The following is a 17572-nucleotide window of genomic DNA, read 5'->3' on the forward strand; positions in this document are numbered from 1 at the left end:
GCGAGCGGAGCCTGTCAACATAGATGACACATGAAATCGTTCTGGCTCTTTAAAATCCTGCTGCCTGGCATACTGGCTCCCGCTCGGGATTCAGGTGCCGACACTGGCGGCGCTGGTTCGGCAGGATGCCGGCGGTGACGAGACGCCCCGCCACAATACCCCAAGGAGTATGAGCCGGGGTACGTGCACATCGACATCAACCCGGGATAGCCATGAAAAAGGACTGAAAAAAAGATAGCGGATGGCAATCTTTAAAGAAATCAATCAGTTCCGACAAGAACGCGATTCCAATAGGCCAACCGCTATGTAAGCGAGCAGACCCGAAAAAAGGAAATATATGCTCCCCGCTGGACGCAGGAGACGACCATTGGCACATGCTGCGTAGAGCGCCATCTCGTTTCGGGTCGAAGCTCCTATTTGCTTACTTTCAGTAGTGCAGTAGCTCATAGGACGCTCGCCTCGGCTACCCAGGGAAATCAAGTCCAACGCACGTACCGCCCAACCGGTGCTCGACCAGTTGAAGCGGACCCGTACGCCTCTACTGTTTCTCAGTCGGGTTTTCCGTCGGGAATGTAGGTGCTGCGTCGATAACAAGCTCGACGTCCTCGGCTAACATCAGGTTTTCGTCAACAAGATCCTCTGCCGCAGCCCGCACTGCCTCAACGTAGCCCTCCTGACCGTTATAGCGGACGCTGACCGGATACATACCTCTGTTCTCGCTATGACGAACTGCCAAGCAGTTTCTGGGCGATGCTGGCACTGGCCTGTATTGACCGTTGCTTGTGGTGCAACTTTTTCGACATAGAGCAGACGTTGTAATCGTTGCTAGGCCGGGATTTCGCCATGAGCATCAGCGCCGGGCCTATGGCTTCAGGTTGACAATTTCGCAACCCTTGCTGACTTTAGTAATAGGCTAAACAGTTTTTTTACCAAAACCACATTATCCTGATACTAGAATAAAAGGATGTTTTCTAATGAAGGAAAAACGTAAATACATCGGGAATTTTCTAGTGCCGGTGATGCCACTACTGGTGTCGTCTACGATTGTGGGGCAGGCCTATGCCGATGTTCTCTCATCTTCCACTCTTGGGCATCCTAATGAAAAGAGCATCGGCATTTACATCGGCAGCGAGTTGACCGAGAACGGAGAAACCTTCCTTGCAGGGTTCGGCCATGAACCCTCGAGCCACTGGATCGAGATCGTCCCGCGCCAGTCGCATCCTCAGGGCGCCACCTGGAAAGTAGGGGTGACCAACCAGGCACGTATTCCCGGCGAGTTGATCGAGATTCCCCAGGCTGAGGTCACCTACAAATATATATCCTCCAATTATTCTGAATTTGCCGGTTTTCCGCCCCCGTTAACCAACGGTGGCCTTAACGAACATGGTGTGGCCGCACGCGACATCTGGTCTCCATCGCGGCCTGAACTGGTGGAGATGTCGGAAAAGGCCGCCGAGGAATCACCGCAGACCGGTCCACAGTATAGTGACTTGGCAAAGGCCATCATGGAAAGAGCCACCACGGCGCGCGAAGCCGTTGAGATCATCGGTGCGCTGATTGACGAGCATGGGTTCTCGACCTATGGCGGCAACTCACACCTCATCGCCGATGCCAATGAGGGCTGGGCTTTTATCAACTATGCCGGCGCCCAGGGATTGTGGGTGGCCGAACGGTTGGGAGCGGATGAAATTCGCGTGATGTACCCGGGCTATATCCACGACTTTCCGGTGAATCACCAGGAGCATGATGACGTCATGGCCTCCGACAATTTCATCGATTATGCCCGCGAGCAGGGTTGGTGGGACGGCGAAGGAGAGAGCTTCAATGTACAGGATGTCTATGGCCAGCCTTTCCCCGCCGAAGATCCGGGGGACTTCTACCCAGCCTTTTACACGGCGGGTCGCAATCCGCCCGCTCGTGAAGAAGAGCTGAACGAGATGGCGCCGCTGAGCCTGGAAGACATGTTAGCTTACGTTCGCGATCCACGATGGTCGACCGACTTCACCGGCTATGGTCAGGTAGCAGAGCTGCGATCGGAGAGCCATCCGGAGCTTCATACGCTTTGGTTGGCCGTCACCAGCGGGATCACCACGCCATTCGTGGGAATTCCCGTCGGGGCAGAAGACGTGCCGCCGGAGTTTAAACAGCACCGTTACATGACAAAAAATGCGGATTCTCACTTCATCGATCCCGACTATGGCCCTCTGGAGGCGACGCGCTACGCCACTCGCACGTTCAAGCGGCTGCTCTACCACACCTGTGAGCATCCGACGGATTTCCTTCGCCCGGTGACCGGGGAGATCGAGGCCTTTGAGCAAGACCTTCTTGAGGAACGTCGGAGTGTCGAACAGCATGCCCAAGAACTGTTCGAGGCAGATCAGCATCAGGAAGCTCGCGAATACTTGACAACTAATGTCAAACAGCGGCTGCTGGAAGGGCTAGAGCTGGGCGAAGACCTTGTCCGTATGGTGGAACGCGAGACACGCGACCAATACGGTATTCGTATGCCTGAAGGCGAGAAAAGTGAAGGCGATACCACGCCTGCCACCAGTCAACCGATGGCGCGCCATGGTTGGGGAGCGATGATTCACTGCTACGAAGAATCCCTCGATGAATATCCGCGCGAGCATGGTATCTACGAGGAGCAGCGCCGTTTGGGTAGCTGAATCGGACACTCCATGCCGAAAGGTTCAGTCACTACCTCGGATCAGTCAGCGGTATCCAGCACTACACCGGCTGTCGGGACGAAGAAGACCGTCAGCGACTCAGGGGGCATCGCTGCTGATCTGTTCCACTCCGACCAGAGAACAAAGCAAAAACAGTCACTTGCGAGTCATGCCGGGTGGCTGTTTTGGGTTCACTTCTTCCTCAGGTGCCGGATTCCACAACAATCGCATAAGCTGGTGTCCAAAATCGCTGGGTGTGATCACTTTTCCAGCAAGGTGATGTCTGGGTGCCGTCCATACCATACCTCCTGTCGTTGTGGGGGTCATGTCCTGGCCCAGCTCAGGGGGCGAATTCCACACCCAACGTGGAATAGCCTTAATATTTGCCCGGTTGCGTCTCGCGCGATTCTGACGATACTGAAACAGTAGGTTGCAGCAGACAGGATCGTGAACATCCACTCTGAGGCTTCAATCTACGAAATGCCCGCGCCCGACCTGGGGTTGGGCGCAGCTACTGGGTAGTGGACTCAGCGAGGCACAAATCATGAATGACTCACGGCATTCATCGCCGCAGGCGGGTGATCGGAAGACGCCACCCGAGGCGCCGCACGACGTGCTGGCACAACGTTACGCCGAGACCCTCGCGCGCTTGTCGACCGAGTCGTCCCGGGCTCTGCAGGGCTTGCTTGAGCGGCAGGCGCGCGGGGATTTCTTTACCCTGCCCGACCCCGCGGTCGCCGCCAAGTCGCTCGCCAGCCTGGGCCAGCAGTTTCTGCGGCATCCGCAGCGCGCGCTGGACGTCCAGATGCAGTTGTACCAGGGCTACGCGGCACTCTGGCAGGACACGGCGCAGCGATTATGCGGCCAGGCCCCACCGCCGGCCGTCCAGACCGGACCGAGAGACCGACGCTTCAAGGGGAAGGGCTGGGAGGAGAACCTCTTCTTCGATGCGCTCAGACAGGCCTACCAGTTGACCGCCGAGCAGTGGCTGAGTGCGGTGCATGATGTCTCCGACGATCTGGACAGGGAAGAGCGGGTGAAGATCGAGTTCTATGCCCGTCAACTGATGGACGCGCTCGCCCCCAGCAACTTCGCCAGCACCAACCCCGAAGTGATCGAAGCCACCGTCCGAACCGGCGGCGCTAACCTGTTGCAGGGCATGGCCAACCTGATGGACGACATGGCCCGGGGCGAGGGGCTATTGCGTATCAAGCAGAGCGATGCTGCCGGGCTGGAGCTGGGCAAGGACATCGCAGTGACCCCTGGCAAGGTCATCTACCAGAATGAGCTGATGCAACTCATTCAATACGCGCCGACCACCGAGGAGGTCGACCGCCGACCCTTGCTGATCGTCCCACCCTGGATCAACAAGTACTACATCCTGGATCTGACCCCGCAGCGCTCTTTCATTCGCTGGGCCGTCGAACAGGGAATCACGGTCTTCATCATCTCGTGGGTCAACCCGGACGAGCGCTATGCCGAGGTGCCCTTCGACGACTACCTCACTCAGGGCACCCTCAAGGCCATGGAGGTAGTGGAGGAGGTGACCGGCGAAGCGTCTCTCAACACCATCGGCTACTGCATCGGCGGCACCCTTCTGTCCTGCACCCTGGCGCATCAGGCCGCTCGGGGGGATGAACGGGTCTGCAGTGCCACCTTCTTCACCACCCTGCTCGATTTCAGCGAGGTAGGGCCACTGGAGGTGTTCATCGACGAGGAACAGATTGGCCACATAGAGCAGCACATGGCCCAGCGCGGCTATCTGGAAGGCACGCATCTGGCCAATGCCTTCAATTACATGCAGTCCGCCGATCTGGTCTGGAGCTTCGTGATCAACAATTATCTGCTCGGCCGCGACCCCCAGGCCTTCGATCTACTCTATTGGAACTCCGACTCCACCCGCATGCCCCGGCGCATGCAGAGCTTCTATCTGCGCAACATGTACCTGGAAAACCGCCTCGCCGAACCAGGGGGAATTTCCCTGGCGGGGGAGGCCATCGACCTGGGCAAGGTGCGTACTCCGGCGTTTTTCGTGGCGACCGAGAAGGATCATATCGCACCCTGGCAATCCAGCTACCGCGGCGCGCACTTGCTGGGCCGGCGCCCACGTTTCATCCTCGGTGGATCCGGTCATATCGCGGGCGTCATCAATCCGGCCGACTCGACGAAATATGGCTACTGGAGCTATGGTCACCTGCCCCGCAACCCTGAACGCTGGCTGTCCTCCGCCAGTCACCACCCGGGGTCCTGGTGGCCGGAATGGCGCAACTGGCTCAAGCGCCACAGCGGAGGACAGGTGGCGGCTCGCGAGCCCGGCGGCGGCCGCTTATCCCCCATCGAGGAGGCGCCGGGTTCCTACGTCCAGGTGCGTGTCGATGCCCCGGGCACATGATGGCTGCCCTTTCAGTGACATATCGGGTTGCCCCGAGGCACCCCTCCTGCCTCCAGGATTAAACGCTGACGGGCATCCGGCAATGACTTGGATCACGCCGCCCAGCCGAAGCCCAAGATCGGCATGGCCAGGCCGAACACCACCAGGGTGATGACCAGGATCGCCGCCAGGCTCACCAAGGCGCCCGCACGCATCATCTCCGCCACACTGAGCCGACCGCTGCCGAACACCACCGCATTGGGCGGGGTAGCCACCGGCAGCATGAAGGCGCAGCTCGCCGCCATGGCGACCGGCACCGAGAGCAGCAGTGGGCTGGCGCCCAGGCTCACCGTCAGCGAAGCAGTCAACGGCAGAATCGCCGCCGCGGTAGCGGTATTGCTGGTCACGTGACTCATCAGCATCACCACCATCACGACCATTGCCACCAGGGCCCAGCTCGGCCAGGTGCCGAAGGCGCCCAGTCCCTCGGTCACCGCGGCGGCCAGGCCGCTGCCCTCGATAGCCGAGCCTAGGCTGAGCCCGCCGCCCACCATGATAAGCACCCCCCAGGGCAGCAGACGGGCGCTGTCCCAGTCCATCAGGAACTGGCGTTGTCGCCAGCGGGCAGGCACCACGAACAACAACAGCGCCCCGATCACCGCAATGCCGGCATCGCTTAGCGACACCTCCAGCCAGGACTCGAGCAGCGGCCGGGTGATCCAGGCCAGCGCGACCAAGGCGAAGACCACCGTCACCCGCTGCTCGGGACGGCTCATGCGGCCAAGGTCCTCGGCCTGCTCGCGGAGCATCTCTGCTACCCCCGGCAGCTCGTCGTGGCTCACCGGGTAGACCCAGCGGGTCAGCAGCCACCAAGCAAGAGCCAGCAGCAACAGCGCCGGGGGCACGGCCACCAGCATCCACTGGGCGAAGCCGATCTCGATGTCGTAGCTATCGGCCATGAAGCCGGCCAGCAGGGCATTGGGCGGGGTGCCGATCAGGGTACCCATGCCGCCGATGTTGGCGGCCAGGGCGATCCCCAGTAATAGCGTCAGGGCCATGTGGTGGCTGGCACCCTCGCCACCCTCGCGCTCCAGCATGGTCAGCACCGAGAGGCCAATGGGCACCATCAGTGCCGCGGTGGCGGTATTGCTCACCCACATGCTCAACGCCGCCGTGGCGACCATGAAGCCGCCCACCAGCCGATCCGGACGCAGCCCGGCGAAACGCAGCACCACCATGGCGATGCGCCGATGCAGGCTCCAGCGCTGGATCGCCTCGGCCAGCAGGAAGCCACCAAGGAAGAGGAAGATCAGCGGATTGGCGTAGGGCGCCGCGACCTGATCGATCGGGGCCACGCCCATGAGCGGCAGCACGGCCACCGGCAGCAGGGCGGTAACTGCGATGGGTACCGGCTCCAGCACCCACCAGAAGGCCATCCACGCAGTCAGCGCCACCACCTGCCAGGCCGTCGACGGCATGTCCGCTGGCGCCTCCATCAGCGCCAGCAGCAGGAAGGCGAGCGGCCCCAGCGCCAGCCCCAGGGGAACCTTGAGGCGCGCCAGGCGCGATGGCGATGTCTTCGGGGTATCCAAGGACGTCGAGTCGTTCATGGCGCCTCCCTATCGTCGGCTTGCCCTCAGCATACACGGGCATTAGAGCCAGGGCGCCAGCCCCAACAGGCGACTCAGCCAAGCACTGAAGTGCTGCCAGCGGCTGCCCGGCTCACGCTCGATACGTACCCGCTCGCCGTCGATCTGCGTCTCCCAGACGAGCTCATCGCTATCATCCAGTCGCACTTCATAGCTAAGTGCCGGTGTTCTGCCGATCTCGGCCAATGCGTGAAAGTCAGCGGAAAGGCTCTCGCTTTCGACGAGCACGCCCGTTTCGGTATTCCACCAAAGCGAGCGCGGGTCGACATTGAAGGAGCCGACGAACACCTGATCGTCATCGAAGCCCAACGCCTTGATGTGCAATGCCGCCGCGGGTGAGCCCGATAGGCCTGCAGGGCCGTGGTGGGGCTCGTCCTGCACGGCACGCATCTCGAAAAGCCGAACCCCGCTAGCCAGGAGGATGGGTCGACGCGCCGCATAGTCGCCATGGACCCAGGGCATGTCAGAGGCCGACAAAGCGTTGGTGATGACGTCGATCTGGATGCCGGACTCGGCCAGCCCTACCAGCAGCTGGGTCCCGCGTTCCATCGGCAGGAAGTAGGCGGTCATGATCACCAGTCGTGAGTCCAGAGGCATCACTCGCTCGCGCAAGGCACCCACCAGGGTCATTTCGATAGGGGGACGTCCCGGCGTCCTGATCTTCCTCGGTGGGTCCCAAAACGCCTCGCCTTTTCCCCAATGCAGCACGGCCGAGAGGACCTCTTTCGCCGCGACTTTTTGGTCTGCAAGTCGTGTCTCGGAAGTGAGCAACTCGGCCTGCCAGGCGCCAACCGTATCGTGCAGGTGCCGCCAGACGCCGGCCTCGGCCCGATGATAGCGCCCGATCGGCTGTGCCAGGCCGTGATTCCAGTAGAGATCGAAGCTCAGCGACAGCGCGTCCACCACCGGGCCCACCGCCAGCAGGTCGAGGTCGGCGAAGTTACGCGTTTCACCGGCGTTGAAGTACTCATCGGCCAGGTTACGTCCGCCGGTAATCGCCACCGCGTTGTCGGTGATCCATAGCTTGTTGTGCATTCGCCGATGCGTACGGCGCACCTCGGGTGCTGCGGCCAGCACCCAACTCGCCAGGTGCCCGCGCCCGATGGCGACCGTATTGAATACCCGCACCTGGATTCGGGGATGGCTGTCCAAGGCGGCCAGGCGCTCGTTCTGACCGACAGCACTGAGATCGTCCAGCAGCAGACGCACTTCGACGCCACGCTCGGCGGCGGCAAGCATGCGTCGCAACAAGGCACGGGTGGTCTGGCCCTCGTCGATCAGGTAGGCCTGGATATCCAGGCGCCGCTCGGCCTCATCGGCCAGACGAGCCCGCACCGCAAAGGCATCCTCGCCATCGGCCAGCAGAGCGAAGCCGCTGTCGCCACCTTCCCCGCGTGACGCCTCGCGGGTCCAGCTCCCCAGGGCAGTCGCCTCGATCTCGGCCGGGCGCAGCGCAGTGGTATGCTCACGCGTCACCGGGTGCGTCGTGCACCCGGCGGTCAGCGCGAGCAGGCAACAGAGAAGCACCCGCCACAGGTCCGATGATCGTTCAGTCGCCGTCATCGAGATCGGCCCGGCGCCGGTCGAGTGCCTTGCGCGCCCGATTGCGCCGGTAGAGACGCACCAGGGCGATCCACAGCGCCGCCGCTACCATCGCGGCGAGCGTCCAGCCCTGCCAGGGCCTGGCAGCATCTCCCATCAGGGTTTCCAGGGTGAGTATAAGGATGAAGCCCAGCGCCTGGCTGGCGATGGCCAGGGCGCGCAGGGTATCGAAGGTTGATCTGGCCATGCGGGCTCCCGCCGGGGTAAGTGACAGCCTCGCACGCGGGCAGTAGGCTAGCCGTCGAGCCGTCAGTGTAGCGCGGCCACTCGCTGACGCCGACCCCCACCCCTGCTGGAGCCACCCCCCGTCATGGATGCCATCGCCCTCGGCCCCGTATTGATTTCCCTACCGCGCCTCTATGCCATTGGCGCAGCCCTGCTGCTGCTTGCCGCCAGCGCCTGGCTGCTCAGCCTGCCGCGCGGCGAACACGCCCGCTGGTTCAATGGCCTGGTCATCGTGTGGCTGGTGGGCGCCCGCTTGGGTCACGTGGCCCTCAACCTCGACGCCTACACCGACGCGCCGCTGGATGTTCTCAAGTTCTGGCAGCCCGGCTTTCATGGCCTGTGGGGCATGCTGGCCGCGCTGATCTGGACCGGCTGGGCGTTACGGGCTCACCTGCTGCGCCTGATCGGCGGCGCGACGCTGGTGATCGGCGCCTCGACTCTTTGGCTGGTGCTGGTGACGCTGGCGCCCTTCGGCGGAGGCATGCCGGTCCAGGCGCTTCCTGATCTTGCGCTCGAGAATCTCGACGGCGAACGTGTGGCGCTTCGCTCGTTGCAAGGCGAGCGGGTGGTGCTCAATCTCTGGGCCACCTGGTGCCCGCCCTGCCTGCGCGAGATGCCACTACTCGCCGAGGCCGACGCACGCGATGGCGTCACGGTAGTCGTCGTCAATCAAGGCGAAGACCTGTTGCCGGTGGTGCGCTACCTGGACGAACAGGGCCTGTCGTTTCGCCATGCCCTGCTCGACCCCAAGCAGCGGCTCATGGCCTTGCTCGAATCACCGGGCCTGCCGACGACCATGCTCTTCGATGCCGAGGGTCGCCCCGTGGAGCGCCACGTCGGCGAGCTCTCCCGCGCCCAGCTTGACGACTGGCTGGGGCGACCCTGACGCCACCCGCAAGCGCGGATCGGAACGCCAGTCGAATCGCTGCCGCCAGGCTTAAGCCGCGGCCGCCTTTGCGGTAAGATACGTCGCCCCGTCATCGCCAAGTCTGGCGACCCGGCGCCACGTAATCCGCATCCTCCGAGGCATCATGAGCGACTTTTCACCCGGCCAACGCTGGATCAGTGACGGCGAAACCGAACTCGGCCTGGGCACCATCCTCAACGTCGACCCCCGCAGCGTCACCGTGTTGTTCGGCGCCAGTCAGGAAACGCGCACCTACAGCAACCGTCAAGCGCCGCTCACCCGGGTTATCTTCAGCATCGGCGACCGCCTGGAAGCCGCCGATGGCTGGCATCTGACCGTCGATGACAGCAAGGAGGTCGCGGGGCTGATCGTCTATCTCGGCGAGGATGACCAGGGCGAGCGACGCGAGCTGCCCGAAGCGCGGCTCGCCGACAGCATGCAGTTCGACCAGGCGCGTGACCGGCTGCTCAGCGGCCAGGTCGATCGCAACGACTGGTTCGACCTGCGCTTTCGCACCTTGCACCATTACCATCGCGTCGAACAGAATCCGGCCCTCGGGCTCAGCGGACCCCGCATCGACCTGATCCCCCACCAGCTCTACATCGCCGATGAAGTGGCGCGCCGCCACGCCCCACGAGTGCTGCTGGCCGACGAGGTCGGCCTGGGCAAGACCATCGAGGCCGGGCTGATCCTGCACCGGTTGCTGCTCACCGGGCGCGCCGAGCGGGCGCTGATCCTGGTGCCGGCGAGCCTCACTCATCAATGGCTGGTCGAACTGCTGCGCCGCTTTGCCCTCGACGTCACCCTGCTCGACGAGCAGCAGAGCCTGGCGCACGGCGAGACCAACCCCTTCGAGTCCGGCCAGCTGGTGCTGGCAAGCCAGGACTGGCTGTTCGCCAACCCCGAGCGCCAGGCCCAGGTCGAGGCCTGCGAGTGGGATCTGTTGATCGTCGACGAGGCCCACCATCTCGACTGGCACCCCGAGCAGAGCGGCCCCGGCTATCGTTGCGTGGAACGCCTCGCCGGTCGCGTTCCCGGCATGCTGCTGTTGACCGCCACGCCGGAACAGATGGGGTTGACGAGCCACTTCGCCCGCCTGCGCCTGCTCGACCCGGACCGCTATCACAGCCTCGAGCGCTTCCGCGAGGAAGAGCAGCATTACGTCGCGGTGGCCGAAGCGATCGACGCGCTCGAGCGCCTGCCGCAGGCCGCCGCCGAGCGCACGCCGGTCGCCGCGGTGATCGATGAGCCCGACAGCCTGGCACTGCTCGACACCCTCGCCGACCCTCACGCCAGCCCGGAACAGCACGTCGCCGCCCGCGACCAGCTACGCGATCAATTGCTCGACCGCCACGGCACCGGCCGGGTGATGTTTCGCAACAGCCGCCGTCATGTGGGCGGTTTTCCCGAGCGACGCCTGCATGTCAGCCGCCTCGAGCTGCCCGATTCCTATCGTCGTGTGCTGCGACGCCTCGAACGCGACGAGGATTACCTCGACGAGCTCTTGATCGAGACCGGCCTCGACCACCCGGAGGTGCTCGTCTACCCCGACGTCACGTACCGCGCCCTCCCCCATGACCCCTTGAATACCGAGCCATGGTGGCAGTTCGACCCGCGCGTCGCCTGGCTGCTCGAGCGCCTGGCCGATACCGGTGAGGACGGATTCGCCGATGGCAAGGCGCTGCTGATCGCCCATGATCGAGAGACCGCCCTGGGGCTCGCGGAAGGGCTGAGAGTGCTCGGCGGCCTGCATGCGCCGGTGTTCCACGAGGGCCTGTCGCTGGTGGAACGCGACCGCGCCGCGGCCGCCTTCGCCGATGAAGACGAAGGTTGCCAGGTGCTGGTGTGTTCGGAAATCGGCTCGGAAGGCCGCAACTTCCAGTTCTGTCGCCACCTGGTGATGTTCGACCTGCCGCTGCACCCCGACCAGCTCGAGCAGCGCATCGGCCGCCTGGATCGCATCGGCCAGCGCCACGCCATCGAGATCCATGTCCCGGTCTTTGCCGACAGCCCCGGTGAGCGGCTGCTGCACTGGTACCGGCAGGGCATGGACGCCTTCAGCGCGCCGCACGGGATCGGCAGCGAGATCTTCACCGCCTTCGGCGATGCGCTGGCCGAGAGCCTGCTCGACGAGACGAGCCTCGCGGACGTCATCGCGGAAACCCGGGGGCTGTTCGAGGCGCGCCAGACCGAGCGCAACGCCGGTCGCAACCGCCTGCTCGAACTCAACGCCTGTCGCTTTGATCGCGCCGAGGCGGTGATCGACGCGATTCGCGAGCTCGACGAGGACCGTGCCCTGCCTCGCTATCTCGACCAGGCCCTGGATATCTTCGGTGTCGACAGCCAGGAGCTGGGCAGAGGCATTCTGCATCTGCAGCCGGGTTCGCACATGCTCGACGGCCTGCCGGGTCTGGTCCAAGGCGAGGAGGGCTTCTCGGCGACCTACTCACGCTCCCGCGCGCTGGCCCGCGACGACGTCCAGCGGCTTTCCTGGGAACATCCGCTGGTGCGCGAGATAATGGGCCGGATTCTCGACGGACCCATGGGCAACACTGCCCTGGCCCTGCTCAAGCACCCCGCGATTCCCGGTGGTCGGCTGATGGTGGAGCTGATCTTCAGCACCCACTGTCCCGCCCCCCGGCATCTGCACCTCAACCGTTTCATGCCGCCCACCGCCGTGCGCGTGCTCCTCGATGAGTCCGGCGCCAACCTGAGTGGCAAGGTCTCGTTCACCGGCCTGTCGAAGGCCTTGAAGAAGGTCAGGAAAGCCACCGCTCGCGACCTGATCCGCAGCCGTCACGACCAGCTGCGCGACCTGCTCGATCAGGGTGAGGCGGAAGCGGAACGCGAACTGCCGAGCATCATCGAGGCCGCGCACGGCCGCATGCGCGGTGAACTGGACACCGAACTGAGTCGTTTGGAGGCGCTGGCTCGCCACAATCCGGCCGTGCGCGATGATGAGCTAGAGGCCCTGCGCGAGGAGCGCACCGCGCTGGACACCGCCATCGACAGCACCCGGTTGCGGCTCGATGCCGTCCGGGTGATCGTGACGGTGGGCGAGGACGACTAGCCGAGGCGGCTAACCGAGAATATCTGCGAGCGCCTTGTCGAGGGTCGGGAAGCGGAACTCGAAGCCGGCGTCGAGCAGCCGCTTCGGGCGCATGTCGGCGCCGGTCAGCAACAGGCGCGACATCTCGCCGAAGGCCGTCTCGAGCACGATCGCCGGCACCGGAATGCGGGCCGGGCGGCCGAGCTGCTTGGCCAACGTGCGGGTGAACTCGGCGTTGGTCACCGGATGCGGCGCGCTGCCGTTGAAGGCGCCATCAAGTGCCTCGTTGTCGATCAGAAAGAGGATCGCCCGCACCAGATCCTCGCGGTGCACCCAAGGCATGAACTGCTTGCCGTCACCGAAACGACCGCCGAGCCCCAGCTTGAAGGGCGGCAACATCTTCTGCAGGCTACCGCCGCCGGCATCGAGCACCAGCCCAAGGCGCAGGATCGCCACCCGCGTGCCGAAGTCTGCCGCTTCGTTGGCAGCCTCTTCCCAGCGCTTGCAGAGGCGATGGGCGAACTCGTCATGCGGCACAGAGTCCTCGGTGACTATTCGATCGCCTTGGTCGCCGTAAAAGCCCATGGCCGAGGCCGACACCATCACCCGCGGCGCATGCCCGCCGCTCGAGTTCAGCTGCTCGCAGAGCATCACCAGGTCGCGGGTGATGTTGACGCGCGAGTCGATCAGCCGCTCTTTCTGATCATCGCTCCAGCGGTGCGCCGCGATGGGCTCACCGGCCAGGTTGACGATCGCCTGGGGCGGCGTATCGACGAAATCCAGGACCGAGCGGCGGATGTCGGCCCCGTCGGGAAGCCGATCGCGCACCTGCTCGGGCTCCCGTGACACCACCAGCAGGCGATGCCCCGCTTCCTTGAGCCGTCGACACAGACGCTGCCCGACGAACCCGCTTCCTCCGGTGACCAACACGCGCATGGTGAATCTCCCTCGCCTCAATGCGTTATACAGCCGTTGTACGCTTCTGCTAGTCTAGCGGAAAAGCCCACCGACTGCGCGAGCCTCGAATGCCTCCCACTTCCGCTACCACCGCAATCATCGGCGCCGGCATCGCCGGGCTCGCCTGCGCCAGAACCCTGCACGACGCCGGCTGCCCGGTCGTGCTATTCGACAAGGGTCGCGGGCCAGGGGGACGGATGTCCAGTCGTCATCTGCCGGGCGCGGTCGTGGATCTCGGCGCCCAGTTCTTCAGCGTGCGCGATACCACCTTCCGCCAGCAAGTGAATGAGTGGCAGGAATCTGGCTGTGTAGCGCCCTGGCCGCAGACCCTTTGGCAGGCAGATGAGGCGGGCTGGCAACCGCACCGCGATACCCTCGAACGCTTTATCGGCACCCCACGCATGAGCAGCGTCGCACGTCACCTGGCCCGGGGCCTTGACCTCGCGTCCAGCACTCGTATCGAGCGGCTCGACCGCGACGCCGAGCGCTGGTGGCTCAGCGATGCCCGGGGCGAGCGCCACGGCCCTTTCGACCGGGTGGTGATCTCGACGCCGTCGCCTCAAGCCCGGGCGCTCACCGCGCCCCACGACACCGCGCTTGCCGAGGCCTGCGAGGCCGTCATCCAGCGACCCTGCTGGGCCGCATGGGCACGATTCGAGACGCCGCTACCGACCCTGCCCGGCGTTGCTGAGGACTGGCAGGCCGTGCGATTGCCCCCGGGCCCGCTGCGTTTCGTCAGCCGCAACGACCACAAGCCGGGGCGCGGCTCACAAGGCGAGAGCCTGAGCTTGCTGGCGCACCTGGCGTGGAGCGAGGCGAACCTGGAGGCCGAGCCCGACGATATCGCCTCCCAGTTGCTCGCGGCGTTCCGCGACGCCTTGCCAAGCGGAACCCACCTGCCGAAGCCGAGCTCGCTTGGCGCCCACCGCTGGCGATACGCTCAGCCCGATGTCTTCGCCCGGGGTGAGGCCGTCAATCGCGATTATCGGCTGTCCCGCGACGGCCTCGCGCTATGCGGTGACGGCTGGCGCGGCCCTCGGGTCGAGGACGCCTGGCTCTCGGGACGTCATCTCGGCGAGGCCCTGCGCGATGCTGCCACACCGTCGTCAGATAGCGCTTCACGGTAAGGAAGCTTCCATGACTGACGCCCACAACGCCTGTCGTCGACGCTATCCTTGAACGCAACAGTCGCCCTGGATGTTGTACATCACCCCCAAGTTGTACAAAATCACTCCCAGAACTCCAGCCACCTCTATCCGGCGGGATACACGACCACACGAGGTACAGCCGCCCATGAGTGACAAGGCGACCCATCCGGCCGATACGCCGCTTTATCCGATTCGCGAGGTGTCGCGGCTGACCGGTGTGAATTCGGTCACGCTGCGGGCCTGGGAGCGGCGCTATGGCCTGATTCGCCCGCAACGCACCCCCAAGGGCCATCGCCTGTATTGCCGTGAGGACATCGAACGCGTCGAGCGAATACTGCAATGGTTGACCCGAGGCGTGCCGGTCAGCCAAGTGCGCGAGCTGCTCGAACAACCCGAGACGGTAGATGCCCCGGCGCCCACCGCGGGCGACTGGCCGACCCAGCGGCGACAACTGATCGCCGCCGTCGAGGCGCTGGATCTCACGTGCCTGGAAACGCTCTTCAACCAGTCGTTGGCACTGTATCCGGTGGCGACCTGTCTGGCCGAGCTTTGGCAACCGGTGCTCAGTGAGCTCGAAGAAGGCTGGGACGATCAGCTCGGCGCGCTGTTGCAACGCCGTACGCTGGAATCCTTCCTGCGCACCCGCATCGGCACCCGGCTCTACCATGCCGACCTTCTACATCGCGGGCCATTGGTGCTGATCGAGCCGCTGCCGGATGATCCGGGCAATCTCTGGGTGCTGATGGTGGCACTCGCCGCCAGCGATCAAGGCTACCGCGTTCAGTTCTTCGACGCCCCGCTGCCCTTCAACGAGCTGCCCCTGGCCGTGGAGCGTTTCAAGGCCGCGGCACTGCTGCTCGCCAGCGGTCAGGCGGAACGCTCGGACCTGATCCGCCGCCAGCTGCCGCGGCTGGCCGAACAACTGGCGGTGCCTCTCGCCCTGTGCGGCCCGGTCGCGCGCATTCGCGCCAATGATCTGGATCCCACCCGGGTCGAGGTGCTGGGTGACGACCTGACCCAGGCCATCATCCGCCTGGGCTCGCTGCTCAAGGACGCCTGAACCGACCCGCCACTTGCCGGAGCGACCCCATGTCCTCTCCCGTCCTGATGTGGTTTCGCAGCGACCTGCGGATTCACGACAATACGGCGCTGGCTGCGGCCGCCCGCCAAGGCCCTGTGGTCGCGGTATATCTGCGTTGCCTGCCACACTGGCAGCGCCATGGGCACGGCGCCAACAAGCTCGACTTTCGGGCGCGCGGCGTCGCCGCCCTGCATGAGGCACTCGAAGGACTCGGCATCCCCTTGCTGCATCGCGAACTCGACGACTTTGCCGAGGCGCCGCAGGCGCTGCTGGCCATCGCCCGGGAAACCGGGGCCAGGGCCCTACACTTCAATCATGAGTATCCGCTGGACGAGCAGCGCCGCGACCAAGCTGTGGCCGCCGCTTTCGATGCAACCGACCTGACCGCTACCGGCCACCACGATGCAGTGGCCTTCGCCCCCGGCGAACTGCGCACCGGCAAGGGGGATTACTATGGCGTCTTCACCCCTTTTGCGAAGTCCTGGCATCGCCAGCTGACCGCAGAGCGCCTGGCGCTGCGCGAGACACCCGCACCGCAGGCTCCTCTCTCGATCAATGCCGATCCGCTACCACCCCCGCCGGAACTCTCTGACAAGACGGCCGATACGCCTGTCCCGGCGCGATTCTGGCCCGCGGGCGAGGCGGCAGCCGCCGACCGCCTGGAACGCTTCCTGCGCTTTCGCGGCCGCTACTACCAGCGCCAGCGGGATTTCCCGGCGATCCGCGGCACCAGTGAGCTCTCCCCCTATCTAGCGCTCGGCATGATCTCTCACCGGCAATGCCTGCAGGCGGCGCTGACCGAAAACGACGGCGCCCTCGCCGAGGGCGATGCCGGGCTGGTCGCCTGGGTCAACGAGCTGGTGTGGCGAGAGTTTTATCAGCATGTCGCGCATGGCTTCCCGCAGGTGTGTCGTCACCGGGCCTTCCAGGCGCACACCGAGCAGCTTCCGTGGCGTGACGATGAGGCCGGGTTTGCGGCCTGGTGTGCGGGTCAGACCGGTTACCCCATCGTCGACGCCGCCATGCGCCAGCTGGTGGCCACCGGCTGGATGCATAACCGCCTGCGCATGATCACCGCCATGTTTCTTTCCAAGCATCTGCTGATCGATTGGCGCCTCGGCGAAGCCTTCTTCCTGCGCCACCTGGTCGATGGCGAATTCGCCGCCAACAATGGCGGCTGGCAATGGGCCGCGTCCACCGGTACCGACGCCGCGCCCTACTTTCGTATCTTCAATCCCACCACCCAGTCGCAGCGCTTCGACCCCAACGGCACTTTTCTCGCCGAGTGGCTACCCGAGCTCGCCGAGCTGCCGGCCAAGGCACGCCACGACCCGCCTCGCGACCTGCTGGCGGACGTCGATTATCCACCCCCCATCGTCGACCACAAGGCGGCTCGGGCCCGCGCCCTGGATGCCTTCAAGGGTTTGACGTCGGACTGACGACGAGCTGACACCCTCTCATTCTTCGGAGAGCACTCTCATGATCCAGGACTCGGACCTGCAAGTGTTTTGCGCCTTTTTCAATAAGCTCGACAAAACCTGTACAAAAAATCTGGACAAGGTATACTCTGCAGACGTTACCTTCGACGACCCAATTCATCACTTCGAAGGCATAACGGCGCTGGAAGCCTATTACCAGTCCCTGTACAACAACGTGACATCATGCCATTTCATCTTTCACCAGTCGCAACGTCAGGGCGACGACGCCTTCGTTACCTGGACCATGAAACTGGTCCACCCGCGACTCGATAGTGGAAAGCCAATCGAGGTGGAAGGCTGCTCGCACCTGCGCTTCGCTGCCGACGGCCGCGTCGCCCAGCAACGCGATTACTTCGACGTCGGCGCCATGATCTACGAACGCTTGCCACTACTGGGCCGGATGGTGAAGGGCATCAAACAGCGACTGGGCCGGTGAATC

At 64.2% G+C, this 17572-nt stretch carries 13 protein-coding genes and 1 pseudogene; 9 read left to right on the plus strand and 5 right to left on the minus strand.

Features of this window, described 5'->3' with window-relative positions; genetic code table 11:
- Window positions 1-91: 91 nt before the first annotated feature.
- A pseudogene (locus tag KG088_RS20180) lies at window positions 92-198 on the plus strand (IS481 family transposase); the annotation flags it as partial.
- A 340-nt stretch (window positions 199-538) separates the two neighbouring features.
- On the opposite strand, the gene KG088_RS15005 reads toward KG088_RS20180, so the two are convergent.
- Window positions 539-706 carry a hypothetical protein gene (locus tag KG088_RS15005; RefSeq protein WP_213826688.1) on the minus strand — a complete coding sequence of 56 codons (168 nt, stop codon included), beginning with the start codon at window positions 704-706 and terminating at the stop codon, window positions 539-541.
- A gap of 268 nt (window positions 707-974) precedes the next feature.
- On the opposite strand from KG088_RS15005, the gene KG088_RS15010 reads away from it, so the two are divergent.
- Together KG088_RS15010 and KG088_RS15015 are read left to right on the plus strand one after the other, a co-directional pair.
- Window positions 975-2666, plus strand: a complete 1692-nt coding sequence (locus tag KG088_RS15010; RefSeq protein WP_213826690.1) for a C69 family dipeptidase — start codon at window positions 975-977, stop codon at window positions 2664-2666.
- A 544-nt stretch (window positions 2667-3210) separates the two neighbouring features.
- Window positions 3211-5058 (plus strand): PHA/PHB synthase family protein, encoded by a 1848-nt coding sequence (locus tag KG088_RS15015; RefSeq protein WP_213826692.1) that lies wholly within the window; start codon window positions 3211-3213, stop codon window positions 5056-5058.
- A gap of 92 nt (window positions 5059-5150) precedes the next feature.
- On the opposite strand, the gene KG088_RS15020 is transcribed toward KG088_RS15015, so the two are convergent.
- The 3 genes from KG088_RS15020 to KG088_RS15030 are packed head-to-tail and all read right to left on the minus strand — an operon-like array spanning window position 5151 to window position 8475.
- Window positions 5151-6647 carry an SLC13 family permease gene (locus tag KG088_RS15020; protein WP_213826694.1) on the minus strand — a complete coding sequence of 499 codons (1497 nt, stop codon included), beginning with the start codon at window positions 6645-6647 and terminating at the stop codon, window positions 5151-5153.
- Between the two features lie 42 nt (window positions 6648-6689).
- A complete protein-coding gene (locus KG088_RS15025) occupies window positions 6690-8249 on the minus strand; it encodes a phospholipase D family protein (protein ID WP_213826696.1) in 1560 nt (519 codons plus the stop codon).
- On the minus strand, window positions 8236-8475 hold the full coding sequence (locus KG088_RS15030; RefSeq protein ID WP_213826698.1) for a hypothetical protein: 240 nt from the start codon (window positions 8473-8475) through the stop codon (window positions 8236-8238). The genes KG088_RS15025 and KG088_RS15030 overlap by 14 nt, the downstream gene beginning before the upstream one ends.
- A gap of 123 nt (window positions 8476-8598) precedes the next feature.
- On the opposite strand from KG088_RS15030, the gene KG088_RS15035 reads away from it, so the two are divergent.
- Together KG088_RS15035 and rapA are read left to right on the plus strand one after the other, a co-directional pair.
- Entirely contained in the window at window positions 8599-9399 is an 801-nt protein-coding gene (locus tag KG088_RS15035) for a TlpA family protein disulfide reductase (RefSeq protein ID WP_213826700.1), read from the plus strand.
- 145 nt (window positions 9400-9544) lie between these two features.
- On the plus strand, window positions 9545-12490 hold the full coding sequence (gene rapA, locus KG088_RS15040) for an RNA polymerase-associated protein RapA (RefSeq protein ID WP_213826702.1): 2946 nt from the start codon (window positions 9545-9547) through the stop codon (window positions 12488-12490).
- A gap of 9 nt (window positions 12491-12499) precedes the next feature.
- On the opposite strand, the gene KG088_RS15045 is transcribed toward rapA, so the two are convergent.
- On the minus strand, window positions 12500-13405 hold the full coding sequence (locus tag KG088_RS15045; protein ID WP_213826703.1) for a TIGR01777 family oxidoreductase: 906 nt from the start codon (window positions 13403-13405) through the stop codon (window positions 12500-12502).
- 89 nt (window positions 13406-13494) lie between these two features.
- On the opposite strand from KG088_RS15045, the gene KG088_RS15050 reads away from it, so the two are divergent.
- The 4 genes from KG088_RS15050 (at window position 13495) to KG088_RS15065 (ending at window position 17569) form a co-directional block, all read left to right on the plus strand.
- The gene (locus tag KG088_RS15050; RefSeq protein ID WP_213826705.1) at window positions 13495-14553 is read left to right on the plus strand and encodes an NAD(P)/FAD-dependent oxidoreductase; all 1059 of its coding nucleotides are present in this window, start codon (window positions 13495-13497) and stop codon (window positions 14551-14553) included.
- Window positions 14554-14719: 166 nt separating this feature from the next.
- Window positions 14720-15634, plus strand: a complete 915-nt coding sequence (locus tag KG088_RS15055) for a MerR family transcriptional regulator (protein WP_213826707.1) — start codon at window positions 14720-14722, stop codon at window positions 15632-15634.
- A gap of 29 nt (window positions 15635-15663) precedes the next feature.
- Complete coding sequence (gene phrB / locus KG088_RS15060; protein WP_213826709.1) at window positions 15664-17094, plus strand: deoxyribodipyrimidine photo-lyase; 1431 nt, start codon at window positions 15664-15666, stop codon at window positions 17092-17094.
- Between the two features lie 40 nt (window positions 17095-17134).
- Window positions 17135-17569 (plus strand): nuclear transport factor 2 family protein, encoded by a 435-nt coding sequence (locus KG088_RS15065; RefSeq protein ID WP_213826711.1) that lies wholly within the window; start codon window positions 17135-17137, stop codon window positions 17567-17569.
- Window positions 17570-17572: the final 3 nt, after the last annotated feature.

This window comes from Halomonas jincaotanensis (assembly GCF_018448785.1).
Classification (GTDB): domain Bacteria; phylum Pseudomonadota; class Gammaproteobacteria; order Pseudomonadales; family Halomonadaceae; genus Halomonas; species Halomonas jincaotanensis.